Source organism: Aureispira sp. CCB-E (assembly GCF_031326345.1).
GTDB lineage: Bacteria > Bacteroidota > Bacteroidia > Chitinophagales > Saprospiraceae > Aureispira.
Genome location: NZ_CP133671.1, coordinates 4,679,608 through 4,698,151, shown reverse-complemented (window position 1 = coordinate 4,698,151; position 18,544 = coordinate 4,679,608). Strand labels below are relative to the sequence as shown.

The following is an 18,544-nucleotide window of genomic DNA, read 5'->3' as shown; positions in this document are numbered from 1 at the left end:
ATTAAGCTCGCAGCAAGCTACTATTATTCAGACCATAAAAATAAGATGAATGATTTATAGAATATATATAGTTATAGCATTGATGTTTTTAACATCAACTGTAATAGGGCAGGAAATTAGAGAAGATGTTGTTCATTTAAAAGATGGAACAATTATACAAGGTGAAATCGTCCATTATGATCCCAAAGACAAAATTAAGATAAAAATAAGAGGGGGAAGCCTAATTGTTTACAAGAGCTCAGAAGTTACTAAAATTGAAAAAACGAAGCTCAAAAGAGCGTATCAGACAGATAATAGCGAACGTCCTTTGCATTTAAAAGAAACAGGTTGGTATCACTCCATTGCATTCGGGACGACTTTTAAGGTGTATGCTAGAGGTAGTGTTGGCATTTGGAATTTGCCTTTTGGGGCGATGGTAGATTATACATGGGGGCATCAATTTAATCGCTATTTTGGTGTTGGGACTAGTGTTGGGTTGCTTGTTCCTAGTTTTGAAGCTTTTGCCCCCATTTGTGTTAATTTAAGAGGCTATTTCCTAAAAACTTCTACTAATGTATTTTATAATATGAATGTAGGCTATGGTGTTAGTTTGAATGGATTGACTACTGTAGGGACTAGAAAAGGTGGGCTGCATGTGCATCCATCAATAGGAGTACGGTTTGCTTCTACCAGAAAAGGGCATGCTACATTAAGCTTAGGCTATATGATACAAATGGGTGGAGTCCATGAGTACAGTGTCTACGCGCTTACAACTAAGGTAGGTGTTACTTTTTAAGCCTCCAAAACTCCAGTAATGATTCTCAGGTAAAACACAAATAATACAATACATGAAAGATAAAATTTTTATTAGTTTGTTACTAATCTGCCTAAGTTTTGGCGCTGTTTTAGGGCAAACTACTACAGAAGATGTCGTTTACTTTAAAGATGGCTCAATACTTCGAGGTCAAATTTTGGAATATACTCCTAAAAGTGAGATTAAAATACAGGTAAGAGGAGGAAGTATACTAGTGTATCCAAGCTCAACGATTTTAAAAATAGAAAAAGAAAAAAGTACGAATGAAGTTCAGCCTGTTGAAAAACCTAGAACATTGCACGTGCCCCAAAGTAGGGGATGGTATCATTCTTTTGCAGGGAGCAATGTGATTCCAGCACCTTTTACAGGACCAGGTTTTTTTAGTGTGTTTAATTTATTAGGGTTTAAATTAGAATATTCCGTCGGGTACAAGTTTCATAAACTGTTTGGAGTAGGACTTCATATTGGGTTCTTAGCAGCAGGAGCAGATGGCACGGTACCGATCTGCGCTAATTTTAGAGGCTATTTGATGGAAAAATCGGTGAGTCCTTATTACGACATGAATATTGGCTATGGATTATCTTTAAATTCATTATCTGGAATAAATGGAAATGGGAGTACAAGTGGAGGGTTACATCTTCATCCTGCAATTGGAGTTCGTTTTCCTTCCACTCGAAAAGGACATACAACATTAGATCTAGGTTATTTAATACAAATGGGTAGAACAACTGGTTTTGGAGGAGAGCGGACGACATTATTTGCTCTAACATTAAGGGTTGGAGCTACCTTTTAGAAAGGGATTCACTTTTTTCAAAAAAAAGAAAAAATAATAAGATTGATAGTCAGTTTGTTGCAAGTTGCCTTGAATTTATTTCTAGAAAAAGCTTGTGAAAACTAAAAAAGCGTTTTATATTTGCATCGGAGTTGGAGGTACATGGCAAGCTCCCATTAAATCCCCCAGGTGTTAACGCAAGCAAGGGTAGGTGGTCGTAGCAGCTGGTGTATCTCTGCTCTTTTTTTATGAAGGAGTCAATAGCAATTTATTGTTATTGACTCCTTTTTTTTGGTAATTGTAAATTGGTTATTTTTAATAAAACGATCGAAAGGAATCGTATCATAAAAATAGTTTTTAGTGGAAGCACAAGAAATTTTGGACAATGACTTAATGTACTTCTTGATCATAAAAGACAGTCGTAAGTAACGAAAATTATTGAGAGGGAATTTTAATACAACCTTTTTGCTTGATTATTAATGATTAATTAAAACTAAGCTAAAAAAAGTTTAATTTATTTCATTAAAAAGTTTGTGAAACCCAAAAAGCATTCTATATTTGCAACCAGAGTTGGAGATGCATGGCAAGCTCCCATTAAATCCCCCAGGTGTTAACGCAAGCAAGGGTAGGTGGTTGTAGCAGCTGGTGTGTTTCTGCTCTTTTTTTATGAAGGAGTCAATAGCAATTTATTGTTATTGACTCCTTTTTTTCTGGGCACGACATCAAAAAAGCCCATCTAGAGTTTTATATCCAGATAGGCTAGTATTAGTTGTTTTTCCTAAGCGACCACTTCGTTTAAAAAACGATATAAACGTGCTTTTGTCTTTTGGTAACTACGCTTACGAGCTCACGACCTAACGATCACAAAGTAGCACGGTAGGCAACTACTATTATTACTTAGTAACAATTAATTTTTTTGTTAACTGATCAGAACCTATACTAAAGGTAACCATATAAACTCCTGTAGGCAACTGAGCAGTTTCTAATTCAAATTTACTGTTTTGCGTTTGATTAAACTGATGAGTCATTAAAACTTGACCTGTTACCGTTGCAATTTGAATTTGTACATCCATTTGTTCATTTAAATTTAAATCAACAAAGACGTTTCCACTCGTTGGATTTGGATACATACTCAAATTAGCATCATCATCAATGGTCGTAACATCTAGAGCTATCGCTTTGAAAGAAACAACATCAGAACATCCATTAGCATCTGTGACAACTACATAATAAACATTTCCAGGTGTTAAACCTGTCGCCATTGCAGTCGTTTGATTACCAGTAGAAGCATCCCATTGATAGCTATATGGAGCGACTCCTCCAGTTGCATTGGCTAGAGCAGTTCCATTTCCATTATCAGTGACAGAAGCAAGTATGGCTGTTGCAGGTTCATTTAAGGTAACGGTGCTTGTTAATTCGCATCCATTAGCATCAGTAACACTAACGGTGTATGTTCCAGCAGCAACATTTGCCAATTGATTGGTCATTGCTCCATTGCTCCACATATAAGTATAGCCAGGGACTCCTCCGTTAGGAGTTGCAACAGCAGCTCCACTGTTATCACCATTACAATTTAAATCTGTTCCAGAACTAGTTAGAGTCATAGCAGGAGGGTCAACTAACGTTAGTGATGCTACTGTAGAGCAACCTATGGAGTCGGTTACGGTTAGTGTATACATTCCTGCTGATAAACCTGTTGCAGTAGCTGTTGTTTGGCTACCCGCAGAAGCATCCCATTGATAGGTGTAAGCTCCAATTCCATTATTTCCTACAGCTTCAATTTCACCATTGGAAGCGCCAGCACAACCTACAGGACTTGTCATAGTTGCATTAACACCAGTATAGGACATTCCAGTTGTTACAATTAGAGTGTCATCAGAACTTGTCTGATCGGGAGCAAAATGGGTGTAGGCTGTAATCATCGCATTAGGTCCTGCTGGACCAACTCCTCCCAAAGATAAAGGAATAGAATCAGATCCATTGGGTGCCAATACAGGAATAACACCATTAGCAATCACTGTTCCATTAGACTCGACTGTCCACGGCACATCAGTTTCTGGATTACCTGATTTATTGGAAACAACCAATGTTACATTAACCGCAGCATTACAATAAAGGGATTGAACGCCCAATAGGGTATCTGCTGATACATTAGGGGCCTCTTTAACTTCTATGTCATCGATTAGAATGTCGTTATAGAAAGCTGTTCCTGGCGAATTTTCAGCAATCGTAAAACGAATTTGGATAGGACCTGTTATGGTTAAGTTTTGTAAACCAGCGATAATGTGATTCCATCCATTTCCTTGATCTGAGTTAATGGTACTTACGATATTCCAAGCAGCACCATCGTATACTTCAACTGTTAAGGTGTTATAAGAGTTATCAGTAGGATTGTGAGAAAATACCCAATAAGAAAGTAGTGGAACAGTAAGACCACTCACATCAATTGGAGGGCTCTCCAAAGTACTAATTTGGTTAGGACCACTGGGAGAAGAACCATCAATCCACGCATAGTTACCGCCATTTCCAGTATGATCTCCTGCATTTGCGGCAGCATATCCTGCGCTTGTTGAATAACGCCACGGCTCTGAACCTGATTCGTTCCAGCAGTTTGGAGTGCTGTTGCCTGTAAAACTTTCAGACCATGGAGCAACAGCTGTAGCGCAAAGCGTTGTGAAATTAATAGGCCCCACCCATCGACTAGTATCACCAGGAGCACAAATAGAGCGTACATACAAATCAAATGTTGTACTAGGAGATAAGCCAGTCTGACTGTATGGGTTGGTAGAAGTAAAAACTACTGTCCCTGCCGTAGTTCCTTGGGTAAATCCTTGAGGACCAAATTCTACTTGCCAGTCAGTTGCTGTACCATTTTCAACCCATGAAAAATCGGCACTAGTAGCCGTAATGTTGTTGACAGCTAAGTTACTTGGTTTAGGGCACGTTGGCAATTCCATTACCTCTACATCATCTAACAAGAGGTCGTTGTTAAAGTCATTGCTAGCTCCACCAGATTCGCCCCGAAAACGAAACTGAAGATCATTGCCACCATTAAATGTAAAACTAGACATATTAAAGCCATATTCGTCCCAACCAAAAGGAGTGTTGCCTTGAAAAGTATTGACAAGTACCCAAGACGAGCCGTTCCATGCTTCTAGATAGACAAAATTGAAGGGACTCAAGGAGCCAGAATAATGGCTTTCGTAATAAAACTGTAAATAAGGAGTTGTTAAGGTAGAAACATCAATAACAGGACTTTGTAAAACGACTCCTGCATCTGTTCCTGAAAAATCAATCCATGCATAATTACCACCATTATTAGTATGGTCGGTGATACTAGAGACGTCATATCCAGCATTCGTGCTGAATAGCCAGCCTGGTCCTGCTGTAGCTGTGTTGGTCCATCCACTTGGGGTCGAAGTGCCATTGAATGTTTCTAGCAAAACGGTTTGGGCTCTTGTAAACGAGCATGCTACAAAAAATAGCACACAAGTTGTAAAAAAAACTTTCATAAGGTACGTATTTTAATTAAATGAATATTGTTTTGAGGTAGACAATTTTAATTAAGTCTCCATTCATGAAAATGTATTATAAGGGTAGAGGGGGCATTCATTTAATGGAAAGATAAAGTTTTATTGGCAGGATTTTAAATTGATTTGCTAGTTATTTTATTTTGAGGTATAAAAAGTTAGTTTTTTGACAAAAAGAAGCATTTTGTACTTTGTATATGTATAGTTGTAAACTTTTGTTTTGTTTTGGTTAAATAAAAAGACCATGCCCTCTTAGAGAGAACACAGCCTTTATTTGTCATTTTAAACTAACTAAATGATTGTTTAAGAACCATTAATCTTTTAGAGAGTAATTCTATACTAATTATAGAATGAACCAAATAAATGAGTAGCTCAGGGGAGTATAGACGTATTTAGTTCTACTTTTTTAGATGGCACAATTGTCAATTCTTTATGAATGGCAAGTTGATTATTAATATTTGTAATGTTAATTTGAACATCTGTCTATGCACAACTGCACAATTGTATGTTTCTTTTTGCTTACCAAACAAAAGGGCTGTATCTTCCTAAAGAAAATACAACCCTTGTTAGTTATTTTGAACTAGTCAAATTATTGTTTGCTAACAATTAATTTTCTAGTAATTGATTCAGTACCAATAGTGAACTGAACCATATAAACACCTGAAGATAGTATAGATGTATTTAACTCTACTTTTTCAGATTGTACATTGGTCAATTCTTTGTTGATAACAAGTTGACCAATAGCGTTCGTAACATTAATTTGAACATCTGTATTTTTAACCAATTCCAATTCTACGAATACATTTGCATTAGTAGGATTAGGGAATAAGCTCAAGTTGGCAACATTAGCAATGTTCGTTAGACTGTTAATATTAACAACAATAGAAGCTGTATCTGTACAACCATTCGCATCTGTCACGGTTACGACATAAGTGCCGTTGTGAATTAAAGCAGTTGCTGTATCTGTTGTTTGGTTGTTAGCAGCAGCATCCCATAAGAAGGTGTATCCAGGAGTTCCTCCTGTAGCAGTAGCATAAGCACTACCATCTCCGTTATCGGTAATTGTTACATCAAGAGCAGTAGGCTCAGAAACAGTAGCTGTAAGCATTTCCATACAACCATTTGCATCCGTTACAGTTACAGTATAAGCACCAGCAGGAAGGTTCATGATGGTATCAGAAGCAGCTCCATTTGACCAAGCAAAAGCATAAGCAGGAGTACCACCTGTTGCCATAACAATAGCCATACCAGTAGAATCACCGTTACACAATACATTATCAACAGTATCTGTTAACATAATTGCAGTAGCTTCAGAAACAGTAGCCGTAAGCATTTCCATACAGCCATTCGCATCTGTTACGGTTACAGTATAAGTACCAGCAGGAAGGTTCATGATGGTATCAGAAGTAGCTCCGTTTGACCAAGCAAAAGAGTAAGCAGGAGTGCCACCTGTTGCCATAACAATAGCCATACCAGTAGAATCACCGTTACACAATACATTATCAACAGTATCTGTCAACATGATTGCAGTAGGTTCTGTCAAAGTAACCATAGCAGTATCTGTACAACCTACAGAGTCCATTACAACAACTGTATGCATGCCAGCAGGAAGATTCATCAAGGTATCTGTAGTAAGGTTTGCATCTGAGTTCCACATGTAACCATATGCTCCAATTCCATTTGATCCCATAGCAGCTACAACACCAGTAGAATCACCATTACAAGTGATGTCTGTTACGATATTAGCAGCAGCAGCAGTATTAGAAACATATACCATCATCGAAAGCATATCATTGCTTGTATTGGCATCACCTGTCAATGAAGTCATCGCAACAATATTGGCGGCGCCTGTAGCAGCAGGGAAAGGACCAACTGTAATTGTATCAGATGCGAATCCTGCTAACAATGAAATAGTTCCGCCACCCAATGGAGTACCATTCGCTGTAATGGTGTAAGGTACGTTTGTTGCGTCTGTATTACTCATATTTGTAATAATAACAGAACCTGAGATAGTACCTGCATTACAATAGATAGAATCTAAGTTGTAGAACGATGCTACGGCTACATCCAATGGCATTGGACAAGAGTTTGCTGCACCTGGGCTAGCCAAAACAACATTACCGTTAATTGTAACACCTGTACTTGTTATACAAGCATTCCAGTTAGCTGCATCAGCATTGTCAGCAGCAGTATCACACAAGATCAGAGATGCTCCACCTCCGTCAGGCATTCCCGCACCAGAACCTGCTGGCCAAGGTGCTGAATCATCATAACGTACAGAATCGACCACCATGCCAATTGGGTTTCTGATAATAACAGCTTCGCCACCATTAGACAAACCACCTGAACTAGCAATACCATCAGCAGGCATTCCGTATACAGTATTAAATGCAGAAGCATTTACACCAACAACATAGTACCCCCCCGCAGGTAAGCTAACGTTAGGGAAGGTATAAGCAATTCCAGATAAGGTATAACCACCTAAGTTAGCAGCAGTTGTACCATTGTTGTAAATTTCAACAAATTCTAAAGAGTCTGTGCCACTTTCTGGTGGATTGTACATGATTTCTGTGATGACAAGGTTTGTTGGAGGGCACATAACTGTATTGGATACATTCAAGTTGTAAACCCCTTGATTGCTAGTATACCCCTCTACCATAATGTAGATTGTGTCACCAGGATTAATAGAAGATGAGTTGGTTACATCAATTGCTAAGTGAGAATTTCCACCAGTACCACATGCTGCTGAATTATCGTCGTTAAAGAAGATTTGTGTACTAGCATCGCTAGCAAATACACGAAGGTAAGTATCAAAACTAGAACCACACAAAGAGATGGTTAAAGAATCGGTGCAAGGTTCTACAACATATTGATACCAAACATCTGCACTTGCATTGTTACTAGTATTCATATAACAAGAATCTGTATTACCTGTTGTAGAATAAGGAAGACTTCCAATAGAAATGGCATCACTAGATACATCTCCAGTAAGAACTGCACATGGCGTTCTGAAGTTGAAAGGACCCACCCAAAGACTAGAGTCACCAGCGCCACAAACAGATCGTACATAAAAATCGTAAGGGCTATCAGAGTTTAGACCTGTTATATTAGTAGGGTTAGTGGTGGTCATCATAGTAACACCAGCACCAGCAGCTGTACCTGGCGCACCATAGCTAATTTGCCAGTTGGTAGCCGAACCATTTTCTGTCCACCCCAAATCAGCAGAAGTAGCTGTGATGTTGTTGGCAGTTAGTAAACTAGGTGCAGGACAGGTAGGTGGCATTCTGAGTTCAAAGTTATTAATAATTGCATAATAATCTTCAGGGTCATTAGTTGCTCCTTCAGAAGCCCAAATACCAAATAAATTAGATGTACCAGTGTAACTACTCAAGTCAATGATAACATCATTAGGAGAGAATGTAAATGGATTGGCAGCGTTCCAAGTATAAAGGGAAGTCCACGTAGTACCTCCATCTGTTGAAATGACGACTTGAACAGTATCATCAGATCCCATACCATTAAAAGCAGTTGTTGGGCTATAATCAGTAGCATTAGCATTAATCACAAGTTCCCAATTACCAGTAGATAGATCAAACTCTGGAGATAACAACCAATCAAATGTGAAGTCGGAATAGAGGTTGACACGAGCAGAAGAACCAGATTGATTCCATGCACCTGATCCTGTTGTTCCAAGACCCGTATTAGGAGAACCTCCATCTACTTCCTCCCAGCATGCAGGCAAAAAAGTTGAAAAATCTGTAGAATAAGCAGGGGTAAAGACACCACAAGGTGTTACAAAATTAAAAGGACCTACCCACATGCTAGTATCGCCAGCACCACAAATAGATCGTACATAAAAATCATAAGGACTATTGGAGTTTAAGCCTGTTACATTGACAGGGTTAGTGTTGGTCATCATAGTAACACCAGCACCAGCACCCGAACCAGGTGCACCATAGCTAATTTGCCAGTTGGTGGCTGTTCCGTTTTCTGTCCACCCCAAATCAGCAGAAGTAGCTGTGATATTGTTAGCAGTTAAAGAGGCAGGTATTAAACAGGTAGGTGCATTGCGGAAGGCAACATCATCAATCAAAATATCGTTGTGATAAGTGAACCCACCAGCAGAGTTGTCTCCAGTAACTGTAAAACGAACTTGAACGTTACCAGTAACTGTAAACGTAGTTAGATCCGTTGTGAATTCTACCCAAGTAGTACCTAAGTTGGCTTGAATGGAATCAACAACAGTCCAGTTAGCACCATCATAAAATTCAACAATCAATTTGTTTTGAGCAGCATCTGTAACATTATTACTAAAGACCCAATAGCTTAATTGAGCATTGGTAAGTGGGGCGATATCAACCATAGGAGACATCAAGGTACTTACTTCTCCGTTGGTATTATCAGAACCATCCATACCAATGAATGTTCCACCACCTCCAAGGCTATGATCAGGAACATTATCTGCACCATAATCTGCAAAACCTGTTGGGTTTGTGACATTACTTCCATATTCCCAGTTAGTGGCACCCATTTGAGTCCAACAAGCAGGTAGAGCATTGGTGGCAAAAGGTTGTGAATAAGGAGCCGTAAGAGCAGCACAAGGTGTTACAAAATTAAAAGGACCTACCCAAAGGCTAGAGTCACCAGCCCCACAAACAGATCGTACATAAAAATCATAAGGACTATTAGGATTTAAACCTGTTACATTAGTAGGGTTGGTAGTGGTCATCATAGTAACGCCAGCGCCAGCAGCTGTACCAGGCGCACCATAGCTAATTTGCCAGTTGGTGGCTGTTCCGTTTTCTGTCCACCCCAAATCAGCAGAAGTAGCTGTGAGGTTGTTGGCAGTGAGTGCGGATGGAACAGGGCAAGTAATGGTGACACCACCAGAAATTACAATGCTAAAGTCAGCAACAGACCCCCAAAGATATGATCCGCAAGGATTAAGAGGAGGAGTGACAGATGATCCTTCTTGCTGCATCACACGCATGCGAGTTGTTCCGTTGAAGGCACTGTTAGGAACTGTAAATGAAAATACACTCGTATCTGTAGGGGAACCTGTCCACGTTCCTATAGATTCTGCTGGGTCAAAAGCATCGTTTTGGTTCCAATCAATCCAAACTTCACCAGCACCAGCATAGGGAGTCGAACCACAAGTGCCAAAGACAACAGTTAGGTTGTAACTGCTGCCTGCTGTTACAGAAGCACTTTGTGTTGCTGTGAGGTCTTCCACTCTTGTAGCAGCACAAACTTTTTGATAAGTGATCGTTGTTCCTGCATCACCAGTCAAACCTATACTATCAACACTAGAGTCTCCCGCACTGGAAGGTCCAACGTTGGTGGTGCAATATTGAGCAGATGTTGTGGTCGCACTCAACATTATCAAATAAAAAGATAAAAAATATATTAGATTTTTTTTCATACTAATAAGTTAAATTAGTTAAATAATGTTAGAAATTTATAAATTTTTAGGTAGCCCTAAGTTAAGAACTTCCAACTACAAGTTCAAACCCATATCATTAATATGACAAAAAAAAGGTAAGAAAGGAAGTTCTTTTGAATAGCTTTATTTTGATAATTAAAATATTATGTTTGTTTATTTTAAGTATTGAGAGTGTATTGATATTTACTTTTTGAAAAAAAAATGACAGCAAATGCCAGTATATAAATACAATTTAAGTGCATTTTATAATGTTCAAGAAGGGCACTATATTTTTGTTTTTTTGAGCCAAATTATGATCATAGCATGGGCCGTCTTATTTGTTTAGAATATTTATACAAATAGGATAAAACTTTGCAATCAGTATTATAATAACTATTAAGAACAAATAGTTATCAGGTTGATTGGCGAACAAAACTCAAGATACGTTGAGGTGATTATTTTATAAATTGGAGTTAACGACTATGCTTGGAATGTTTTTTAGTCCAGTGGATTAAATACCCAAGTTTATAGAAGTCAAATAGTAGTAATTGGGGGTGGTGAGAAAAGAGGTTCTTTGTTATAAGGTTTTTTGATAAAAAATATATTACTATAATAAGGTTATGTAAATATAATCTTTTTGTTTGTATAAAAAAACGAAGTAGTCTAATTTCTTTTTCTACAGAATATTTAGAGTGTAAAGTATGTAGGTTTTGGATAGCAAGTTCGCTTTTTTTTAGAAAAACGAAATTTAATTCTAAGCCGATATGCTCTAGTGGGTTGTCTAAGTGTCGAATTGGGATTTTTCTGTCTCGCAACTCTAATCCAAATAAAGTATCTTCATGACCATATTGTGTTAGGGTCTCATCAAAACGAATGGATTTAAAGATGCTTTTGGGAATCAAGAAATTATTAGTCATAAAAGACTGGTAGGCGTTTTTTTGTCTGGTTTTGGCAGAACTTTGCTCTCTATGAATGCCATAATACCAATGGAAGTAAAGTACGGCATCTTGTGGCGCTTGAGGTTGGTAACAACGTCCGCCATACAAAAGGCGATTGGGATGGAGGTGCTCTACATAATTTGATAGATAAGTTGGCTCAACAGGCATAGAATCACAGTCCATAAAAAGTAAGTATGGATATTGAGCTAGAGAAGCTAGATAATTGCGAATTTTGGAACGCCCGAAGTTGTTTGGGAGTACTCGATAATGAACGTTAGGAAGTGCTTGAATAGACTGATTTAAGTCAATATATGCTCGGTCAGAAGCATCTTCTACACATAAAATCTCAAAAGGAATTGTCAGCAAAACCCCTTGCTGATGCAATTGGTGTATTAATTTTCGGACATCAAAATTATAAACAGGAATTAGGATAGATAGCATGTAGCTTGTGTTTATAAAATTACAAGGTTAATCCTCCTTCTAGAATAATTTCGGACATACTTTTTTCCTGGATTTTACTTTCAATCCAAACAACCAAATCAAAGTTTGGCAAAAAGTTGCGTTCAAATTTATCCGTTCGAACTTCCTGCAATTCCTGTTTTAAGGACTTAAAAGATTCCATGATTTCTTCATTGGTCAACATCCGAAGGTATTTTTTCAGATATTTAAAAATGATTTTTTCACTCTTGTATAATAACTTCCGTTTATACATCATTCGATAGGTGTTGAGTAGCAATGATTCTAACAACTGATAATTACCCAATTCAAAGTGAATTAGTAAGTTAATAATCATGGCTCCCGAATAGATGTATTGGTGTTGTTTTAATACTTTGTTGGCAAACACTTGTTCGATGCTGAAGCTTGCTTCTTGTGGCATTTGGTTACACAAGTAAATAGATGTTTGGACATAATCAATAACCAATCGTCTAAAATCGCCTACTTGCTCATAAATAGCAAGAATTTCGTCATGATTGTTTGTTTGGTATTGTAAAGCTTCTTGGTATTGATAAGAAAGTAAATAGTACTCTAATTTAAATTCAATGATACGTTCCTTGACTTTAACAATGAGATGTGCATTGTTTTTGACATGATCATGTCCTAGTAAGTCCACCATTTTTTGACAATTGAACCAAGCTTTATCAAACAATAGAGCTTCTAATTGCAAGAACATTAAATTATTAAGGTTGGAAATGTATTCCTCGATTCTATTCTTAGGAATAGATTTTAATTGTTCTAATTCATCAACAAATTCTTGCCAATATTCAGAGGCGCGAACATAATCGCCTTCGTATCGGCAAATAAAACCATTTAAGAAACGATACATATCCAACGCACTTTTTGATTTGGCTAAGGATGAATCTTTTAATAAAGGGTGTTCTTTTAACGCTTGAATTTGCGCCATTTCAGCCTCACTTCTGACAGCTTGTTTTTTGTGGGTAATAAAGAGTGTTTTTAGTTGCAAATACTGATAAGTAAGGTCTGTTTTGTAACGTTCTAACAAATCGTACTCTTCCTCTAATTCACGATCTAAATAATTCTTAATTTTTGTCAAATCTCGCTGATTCATAAACGAATTTGCTTGCCCAGATAAGCCTATTATTGCAAGAGGAAAAAGCTCTGACTTCGTTGCGCTTTGTATCGCTTTGTCATTGAGAACATCAGCTTGTTTGTACAATCCCTTTTTTTGTAAAATTTCAGATTGATAAATCAATTGATTGATTTTTTGATAATCAGAATTTTTTAAATGGTATAAATACAGCGCTTTTAGAATGAGATTGTAGAGACGGTTTTTGGCAACATGGAAGTTTTTGGCAGGAATTTTATCCTCAAAATCCTTTCGGATTTTATCTTCATTGTATTGCTGTTGTCGGTCAAAAGCGTCAAAAAGAGCAAGTTGATTTTCTGTCCCTTTGCTTGTAAATGCTTTAGCAACTAGTTTTATGTATCGTTTTTCGGATTGATTGAGAGAACTAATAAGTTGATATAAATCGTCAGAGAACTTCATACAAGAACAATGAATGAGGATGAATGAGTATAAAAGAATCGTACGTATACTTTCTTTTCTTTTTAGACACAATTAACAAGGGTATCTAAAGCATGTTCAATAAATAAGATAAAAATATACAAATAAAGCCTTGTATGAACATGATGTCTTTAGTTATATAATACCACTATTGCAAATGTATGCAATTTTGAATTGAACACTAAACTTTTCTGTTATGAATTGCAATTTATAGAACATTCAAAAAGAATAAATGTTTTTTGTTGCTGTTTAGCTTTAACCGCCTAGTATACAAAAAGAGAGGAAATAGATCATCTATTTCCTCTCTAACTAAGTTGTGCTATTTAGTACTTAACGACGGTTTAAAATACTTTTACAAAACGTCATATTAAGCTGTAGTTTTCGTCCTGACGAATGTTCTTTGGGGGTGTTGATATTATTTCTAGCATCCAAAGCTTTATTTACCCAGGAGTTAACTTGAACAGGATTGTTTCTATTGGGGTGTTGAGACACACTGAGGTCAATCCGTATTTCTTTTTTCATAGAGGTTATTTTATCAATAGTTCATTCAAAACAAGCTAAAGTGACTTGTGTATAAATTGGTTCGCCAATTATTATTTTATAGCAATAATTCTATAATTCTTGTAAGTGGTATCTACTTAAATGAAGATCGTTACTATTACTTGGGGGAATAGATAACCATCTAATCTACTAAAAAAGATGCAATTTTCAAAGAAATAGTTGTACGCTTTTAATCTATGGTCGAAATAAGGACTAAGAACCCCTAAAAAACTTGAAGGTGAGGACAAAAAATGGCTTTTATTAGCTAGTAGCAATTGAAAAATAAGGAATGAAACCGGTGGTCAATCTCTAGTATTTTTTTTGTCTCTAGATAAAATCTTATTTTCTTGTATATTTGTCCCAAATTTTGAACTAAAAGATTATTTGATTTTGGTGTTGTCTATTGGTTATAAGTTGCTTGTATCTGTTAGCGATAATGACCATAGACAAAACAAAGTTGATTCAACTGTATTGTTGGAAATATAAGAAGTATAAAATACTAGATATGGGATTAGAAAGAAAAACATTTATACGAGCATTTGATACTAAAGAAATACTTTTTTTGAGAATATTCGTTTTCTGTTTGTTCTTAGGAAGAGGTTGGCAAGGATTATTTTGGGACTTGCCTCTTCGGACATTTTTTTGGGATCAATCTTTATTAGAAGGAATTGTTACCAGTCTGACAGGAGATACTTGGCAGAATTATGTGACGAATAAAAGTTTTAATGTTGATCAATTTATTGATGGACTTGGTGTGGGGATTGGCATTTTCTGGATGTTATGTGCTGTTGCCGTTCTTTTTTTGAAAGAAACTTGGAAGTTAGGAAAATGGTTGCTCTATCTTGCTTCTTTTTCTTTTGCACTTTTGGCTTTATTATACTTCAAAGATAAGTTTTGGCAAGTAGGGCAATTTTTTGAATACGCTACTCAAATAACAGCACCCTTAATTTTAGTACACGTGCTTTATGGAGGACAAAATACACCTTTGTTTAGAACGACACTCAAAGTAATCATTGCTACAACTTTTATTTGTCATGGATTGTATGCTTATGCTTACTATCCACAACCAGGAGTTTGGATACAATGGTGTATGGATATCTTATTTTTTAAGAATGACGAAGCTGCTAGCCAATTTTTGATCATCATGGGCGCTCTTGATTTTCTTGCGGCAATATTATTATTTATTCCCTTCAAATGGACCTTTTCTATCGCAGTTTGGTATTGTATTATTTGGGGCTTCTTGACTTCTTTGGCGCGTTTGGTTGGAAATTTTTACATAGACATATTTTGGGTATCATTGCACCAACATGCGTACGAAACATTATACCGTTTGGTACATGGAGGAATTCCGTTGCTTTTGTGGTGGAGCACAAAGAAAGAAATATAAGTATTTCAGAATAAGATATTTATTGGTGCTATTTTTGTTTTTAATGTTTATTATTCATTAACTTTATTTGCCAATATTTTAATAAGAGGTCGTTAAAGTTAGGAAACTTAAGTTGAAGACGAATTGCTATAAATATAGATAAGCAAGTATTTATAGTAAGCATTCTTAAGTAGCTAATAACCAATGTACGACTTGAGTCGCTTATTATTTAGATTAGGCATTTAAATACTTGCATTAAACTACAAAAAATGAAAACCTTTTTTCTTATCACAATGAGCATGATTCTGTTTGCTCAAAATATATCCGCACAAAAGACAATTGAAGCTGCAAAAGTCCCTAGTACTATAGAGGAATTTTTAACATTTAGAAACCGAGTTGCTCAAAGTCCTGAAGGGGGAGCAGTTGTATTTGCTATGGCATTGATGATGTATACCAATAACAAGGAAGTTGGTTTAAAAGCTCTAACAATAGCCTTGGATCGTACTCAGTTGTCAGAAGGAGATATATACAAAGGGTTTCAGCCCCAAAATAGTATCAATTACCATTTGACCAATTTACTTAGAAAGCCTTATATTGCTCGTTCATATGTATTAGAGACAAGTCCCCAAAATGGGTATAAACTCCCTTCTAAATTATCATTTAAATTAACAAGAAACCCTTATAGCGAACAATCTAATGGAGATGTCAAGGTCTTTATTAAGTGTACTGGGGCATCCACTCCAAGACCTATCGCCCTGAGAAAAAATAATAAAGGAATTTGGAAGGCTGTTAATTACAGTAGCCTTTTTGTAGGAACACAACCTCCTGCGAGTATGGTTGATGACGGTTTGTAAATTATTAGCAGTCTATGAATTATCTTTGTTACTCTTTTAGTTGCTTTTAAGCTGGTTGATGAAATTATCCTAAATGGCAAAAGTTTATTTAATTCCTGGTCTGGGAAATGATGAAAGAATTTTTTCTAGGTTGGTTCCTTTGTTGTTGGAAAAAGATGTTTATTGTTTGGAATATTTGGAGCCAATAAGTCGAATAGAATCTATTGAGGATTATGCTCAGCGATTGGTCGATAGTATTGGGGAGGTAGAAGAACCTCCTATTTTGATTGGTATGTCTTTAGGAGGAACTGTAGCGACAGAAATGGCAAAGAGAATGCCTTATAAAAAATTGATCTTAATCTCATCTTTTAAGCATCAGACAGAAGTACCTTTTTTATTCAAAATAGCTCGAATATTGCCTTTGTATCGGTTCTTCCCTGCATGGTGTATTCGTTTAATATTGCCATTTTTAGCTTGGATTTTGGGCATTTGCACCAAAGAAGATAGTCAACTTATAAAATTAATGCTACAAGCTCGATCAGCTAACCATTTTTCTTGGGGAAGAGAGGCCATTGTTCATTGGGAAAATAAGGTATATCCACCGAATTGTATTCATATTAATGGAACGAAGGATCATCTTTTTAAGAAAGCCAATCAACGAGCAACGCACTTGATAATAGGAGGGACGCACAATATGGTATTGGATCGATCCGAGGAGATTGCTGCAATTATTAATCAAGCAACTGGAGAGTTAATTAATTCATAAATACTTAAATAAAAATGAACTACGCTACAAAATCACTCTTTTTGATATTATTCTGTTTCGTTATAAATGCTTGCGGTAGTCCTTCCGTCCCTAGTTCAGATCAGGCGGATAAATTCTGTGAAAAAGTCATGCTGAGAATGAGTTTATGTCGTCAAGTCTATCAAACTTTTACTAATTTGATTCCAGAAAAACATGATATTGCTAGCAATATTGGTGTAAATAGTGCTTACGATGTGATGATAAAGACTTTTGATGAAGAATTAGAAACATTAGAAAAAATAAAAATTTGGAAAAGCACAGAGGAGCACAATGCCTATGCTCAACAAATAAAAGATGCTGCCAAACAAGTTTTGGATGTTTATCAAGAAGGAGGACAAAATGAAATCCTAGAAGCTAAAAAGATGATTAATGCTGGAGCAACCGTCCACTCTTCATCAGTGGTAGATTTATTGGTCGGTTTTGAATCAAAACTCAATGCAGCCTATGGCAAGTTTGGAGAAGAACAAGAAAAGTTTGCTGAAAAATATGGAATCATACTTTATTAGTATGGTTGACTCTTATTCCTTGCGAATGACAAAACCGAGAAAAAAATAAATGGGGCGTGCGTCTCGCACAAACAAAAAGCACTGTGTTATCGTGTTCTTTATTTTGTTTGCTAAAAGGGGCTACAATTTCTTGTAGAACTAGCATTTAAAATATAAAATTCGTACCTTTGCAGCGTGTTAAGGATTCAACCTTATTGATGTGCAGATTGGTAAATTGCTAGTTTAAAAGTTAAAAGGTTGATTGTTAAGTAAAATCATTCGCAATTAAATAAGGATGCATTAGTGATTGTCTATTCTTACAAACACAAATCGTTGTACAATTAATCATCAATCAAATCATAAGAAAATATGTTAAATCTAATTCTTTTTGGCCCTCCGGGTAGTGGTAAAGGTACCCAAGCAGCTAAATTGGTAGACAAATATAACTTGGTGCACATCTCAACAGGGGATTTGTTTCGAAGAGAGAAAAAAAGCAATAGCCCAATTTGGCAAGAGGTTCAAAGCTATATCGATAAAGGAGAGCTTGCTCCAGATTCCATCACTTTTCGTCTTTTGAAGGCAGAAATGGACAAAACACCAGATGCAGTAGGATATATCTTTGATGGTTTTCCTCGTAATGTCAATCAAGCAGAGTCTTTGGATGCCTTTTTGGCAGAGGAAGGTACAGAAGTAAGCTTGTTGGTGGAGCTAATTGTTGCAGACGAAGAGGTGATTCAGCGTATTACAGGACGTGGTAAAATAGAAGGAAGAAAAGACGATCAAGATCCTAAAACGGTACAAAACCGAATTAATATCTACAAAAGTCAGACATCACCCGTTGCTAACCATTATGAGAAAGTGAATAAAACGAAGCGTATTGATGGAGTTGGTACAATCGAAGAAATATTTGAACGCATTTGCAGTGTTTTGGATGCTGTTACTGTTTAATTTTTAGTAAGGCATTTGAACTCAACTACTTTTACAATTTTTGACTAAGAGCCAGTGTTAGATGAGATATTGAGTTGTTAGCAGTTGCA

The 18,544-nt window shown here is 36.6% G+C and carries 12 protein-coding genes; 7 read left to right on the top strand and 5 right to left on the bottom strand.

What is annotated here, in order from left to right:
- The first annotated feature begins 49 nt into the window (after positions 1 to 49).
- Together QP953_RS18160 and QP953_RS18155 are read left to right on the top strand one after the other, a co-directional pair.
- Positions 50 to 775, top strand: a complete 726-nt coding sequence (locus QP953_RS18160) for a hypothetical protein (RefSeq protein WP_309552245.1) — start codon at positions 50 to 52, stop codon at positions 773 to 775.
- 52 nt (positions 776 to 827) lie between these two features.
- Entirely contained in the window at positions 828 to 1,586 is a 759-nt protein-coding gene (locus QP953_RS18155; RefSeq protein WP_052594297.1) for a hypothetical protein, read from the top strand.
- Between the two features lie 872 nt (positions 1,587 to 2,458).
- Here the strand turns inward: QP953_RS18155 and QP953_RS18150 are convergent.
- The 5 genes from QP953_RS18150 to QP953_RS18130 all read right to left on the bottom strand — a co-directional run bounded on the left by QP953_RS18150 (position 2,459) and on the right by QP953_RS18130 (position 14,000).
- Positions 2,459 to 5,077, bottom strand: coding sequence for a T9SS type A sorting domain-containing protein (locus QP953_RS18150; RefSeq protein ID WP_309552243.1), 2,619 nt, complete (start codon positions 5,075 to 5,077; stop codon positions 2,459 to 2,461).
- Positions 5,078 to 5,684: 607 nt separating this feature from the next.
- The gene (locus QP953_RS18145; protein WP_309552242.1) at positions 5,685 to 10,517 is read right to left on the bottom strand and encodes a fibronectin type III domain-containing protein; all 4,833 of its coding nucleotides are present in this window, start codon (positions 10,515 to 10,517) and stop codon (positions 5,685 to 5,687) included.
- A gap of 473 nt (positions 10,518 to 10,990) precedes the next feature.
- A complete protein-coding gene (locus QP953_RS18140) occupies positions 10,991 to 11,896 on the bottom strand; it encodes a glycosyltransferase family 2 protein (RefSeq protein WP_309552241.1) in 906 nt (301 codons plus the stop codon).
- 19 nt (positions 11,897 to 11,915) lie between these two features.
- Positions 11,916 to 13,460 (bottom strand): hypothetical protein, encoded by a 1,545-nt coding sequence (locus QP953_RS18135; protein ID WP_052594289.1) that lies wholly within the window; start codon positions 13,458 to 13,460, stop codon positions 11,916 to 11,918.
- A gap of 348 nt (positions 13,461 to 13,808) precedes the next feature.
- Positions 13,809 to 14,000, bottom strand: coding sequence for a hypothetical protein (locus QP953_RS18130; RefSeq protein WP_052594287.1), 192 nt, complete (start codon positions 13,998 to 14,000; stop codon positions 13,809 to 13,811).
- Positions 14,001 to 14,523: 523 nt separating this feature from the next.
- Here QP953_RS18130 and QP953_RS18125 point away from each other — a divergent pair.
- The 5 genes from QP953_RS18125 (at position 14,524) to QP953_RS18105 (ending at position 18,455) form a co-directional block, all read left to right on the top strand.
- Positions 14,524 to 15,405 carry a hypothetical protein gene (locus tag QP953_RS18125; RefSeq protein ID WP_309552240.1) on the top strand — a complete coding sequence of 294 codons (882 nt, stop codon included), beginning with the start codon at positions 14,524 to 14,526 and terminating at the stop codon, positions 15,403 to 15,405.
- A 248-nt stretch (positions 15,406 to 15,653) separates the two neighbouring features.
- Entirely contained in the window at positions 15,654 to 16,238 is a 585-nt protein-coding gene (locus QP953_RS18120) for a DUF6935 domain-containing protein (protein ID WP_052594283.1), read from the top strand.
- A gap of 73 nt (positions 16,239 to 16,311) precedes the next feature.
- The gene (locus QP953_RS18115) at positions 16,312 to 16,983 is read left to right on the top strand and encodes an alpha/beta hydrolase (RefSeq protein WP_052594280.1); all 672 of its coding nucleotides are present in this window, start codon (positions 16,312 to 16,314) and stop codon (positions 16,981 to 16,983) included.
- Between the two features lie 14 nt (positions 16,984 to 16,997).
- Positions 16,998 to 17,528: a hypothetical protein gene (locus QP953_RS18110; protein ID WP_309552238.1), complete on the top strand. Its 531-nt coding sequence runs from the start codon at positions 16,998 to 17,000 to the stop codon at positions 17,526 to 17,528.
- Between the two features lie 348 nt (positions 17,529 to 17,876).
- Positions 17,877 to 18,455 carry an adenylate kinase gene (locus tag QP953_RS18105; RefSeq protein ID WP_052594276.1) on the top strand — a complete coding sequence of 193 codons (579 nt, stop codon included), beginning with the start codon at positions 17,877 to 17,879 and terminating at the stop codon, positions 18,453 to 18,455.
- Positions 18,456 to 18,544: the final 89 nt, after the last annotated feature.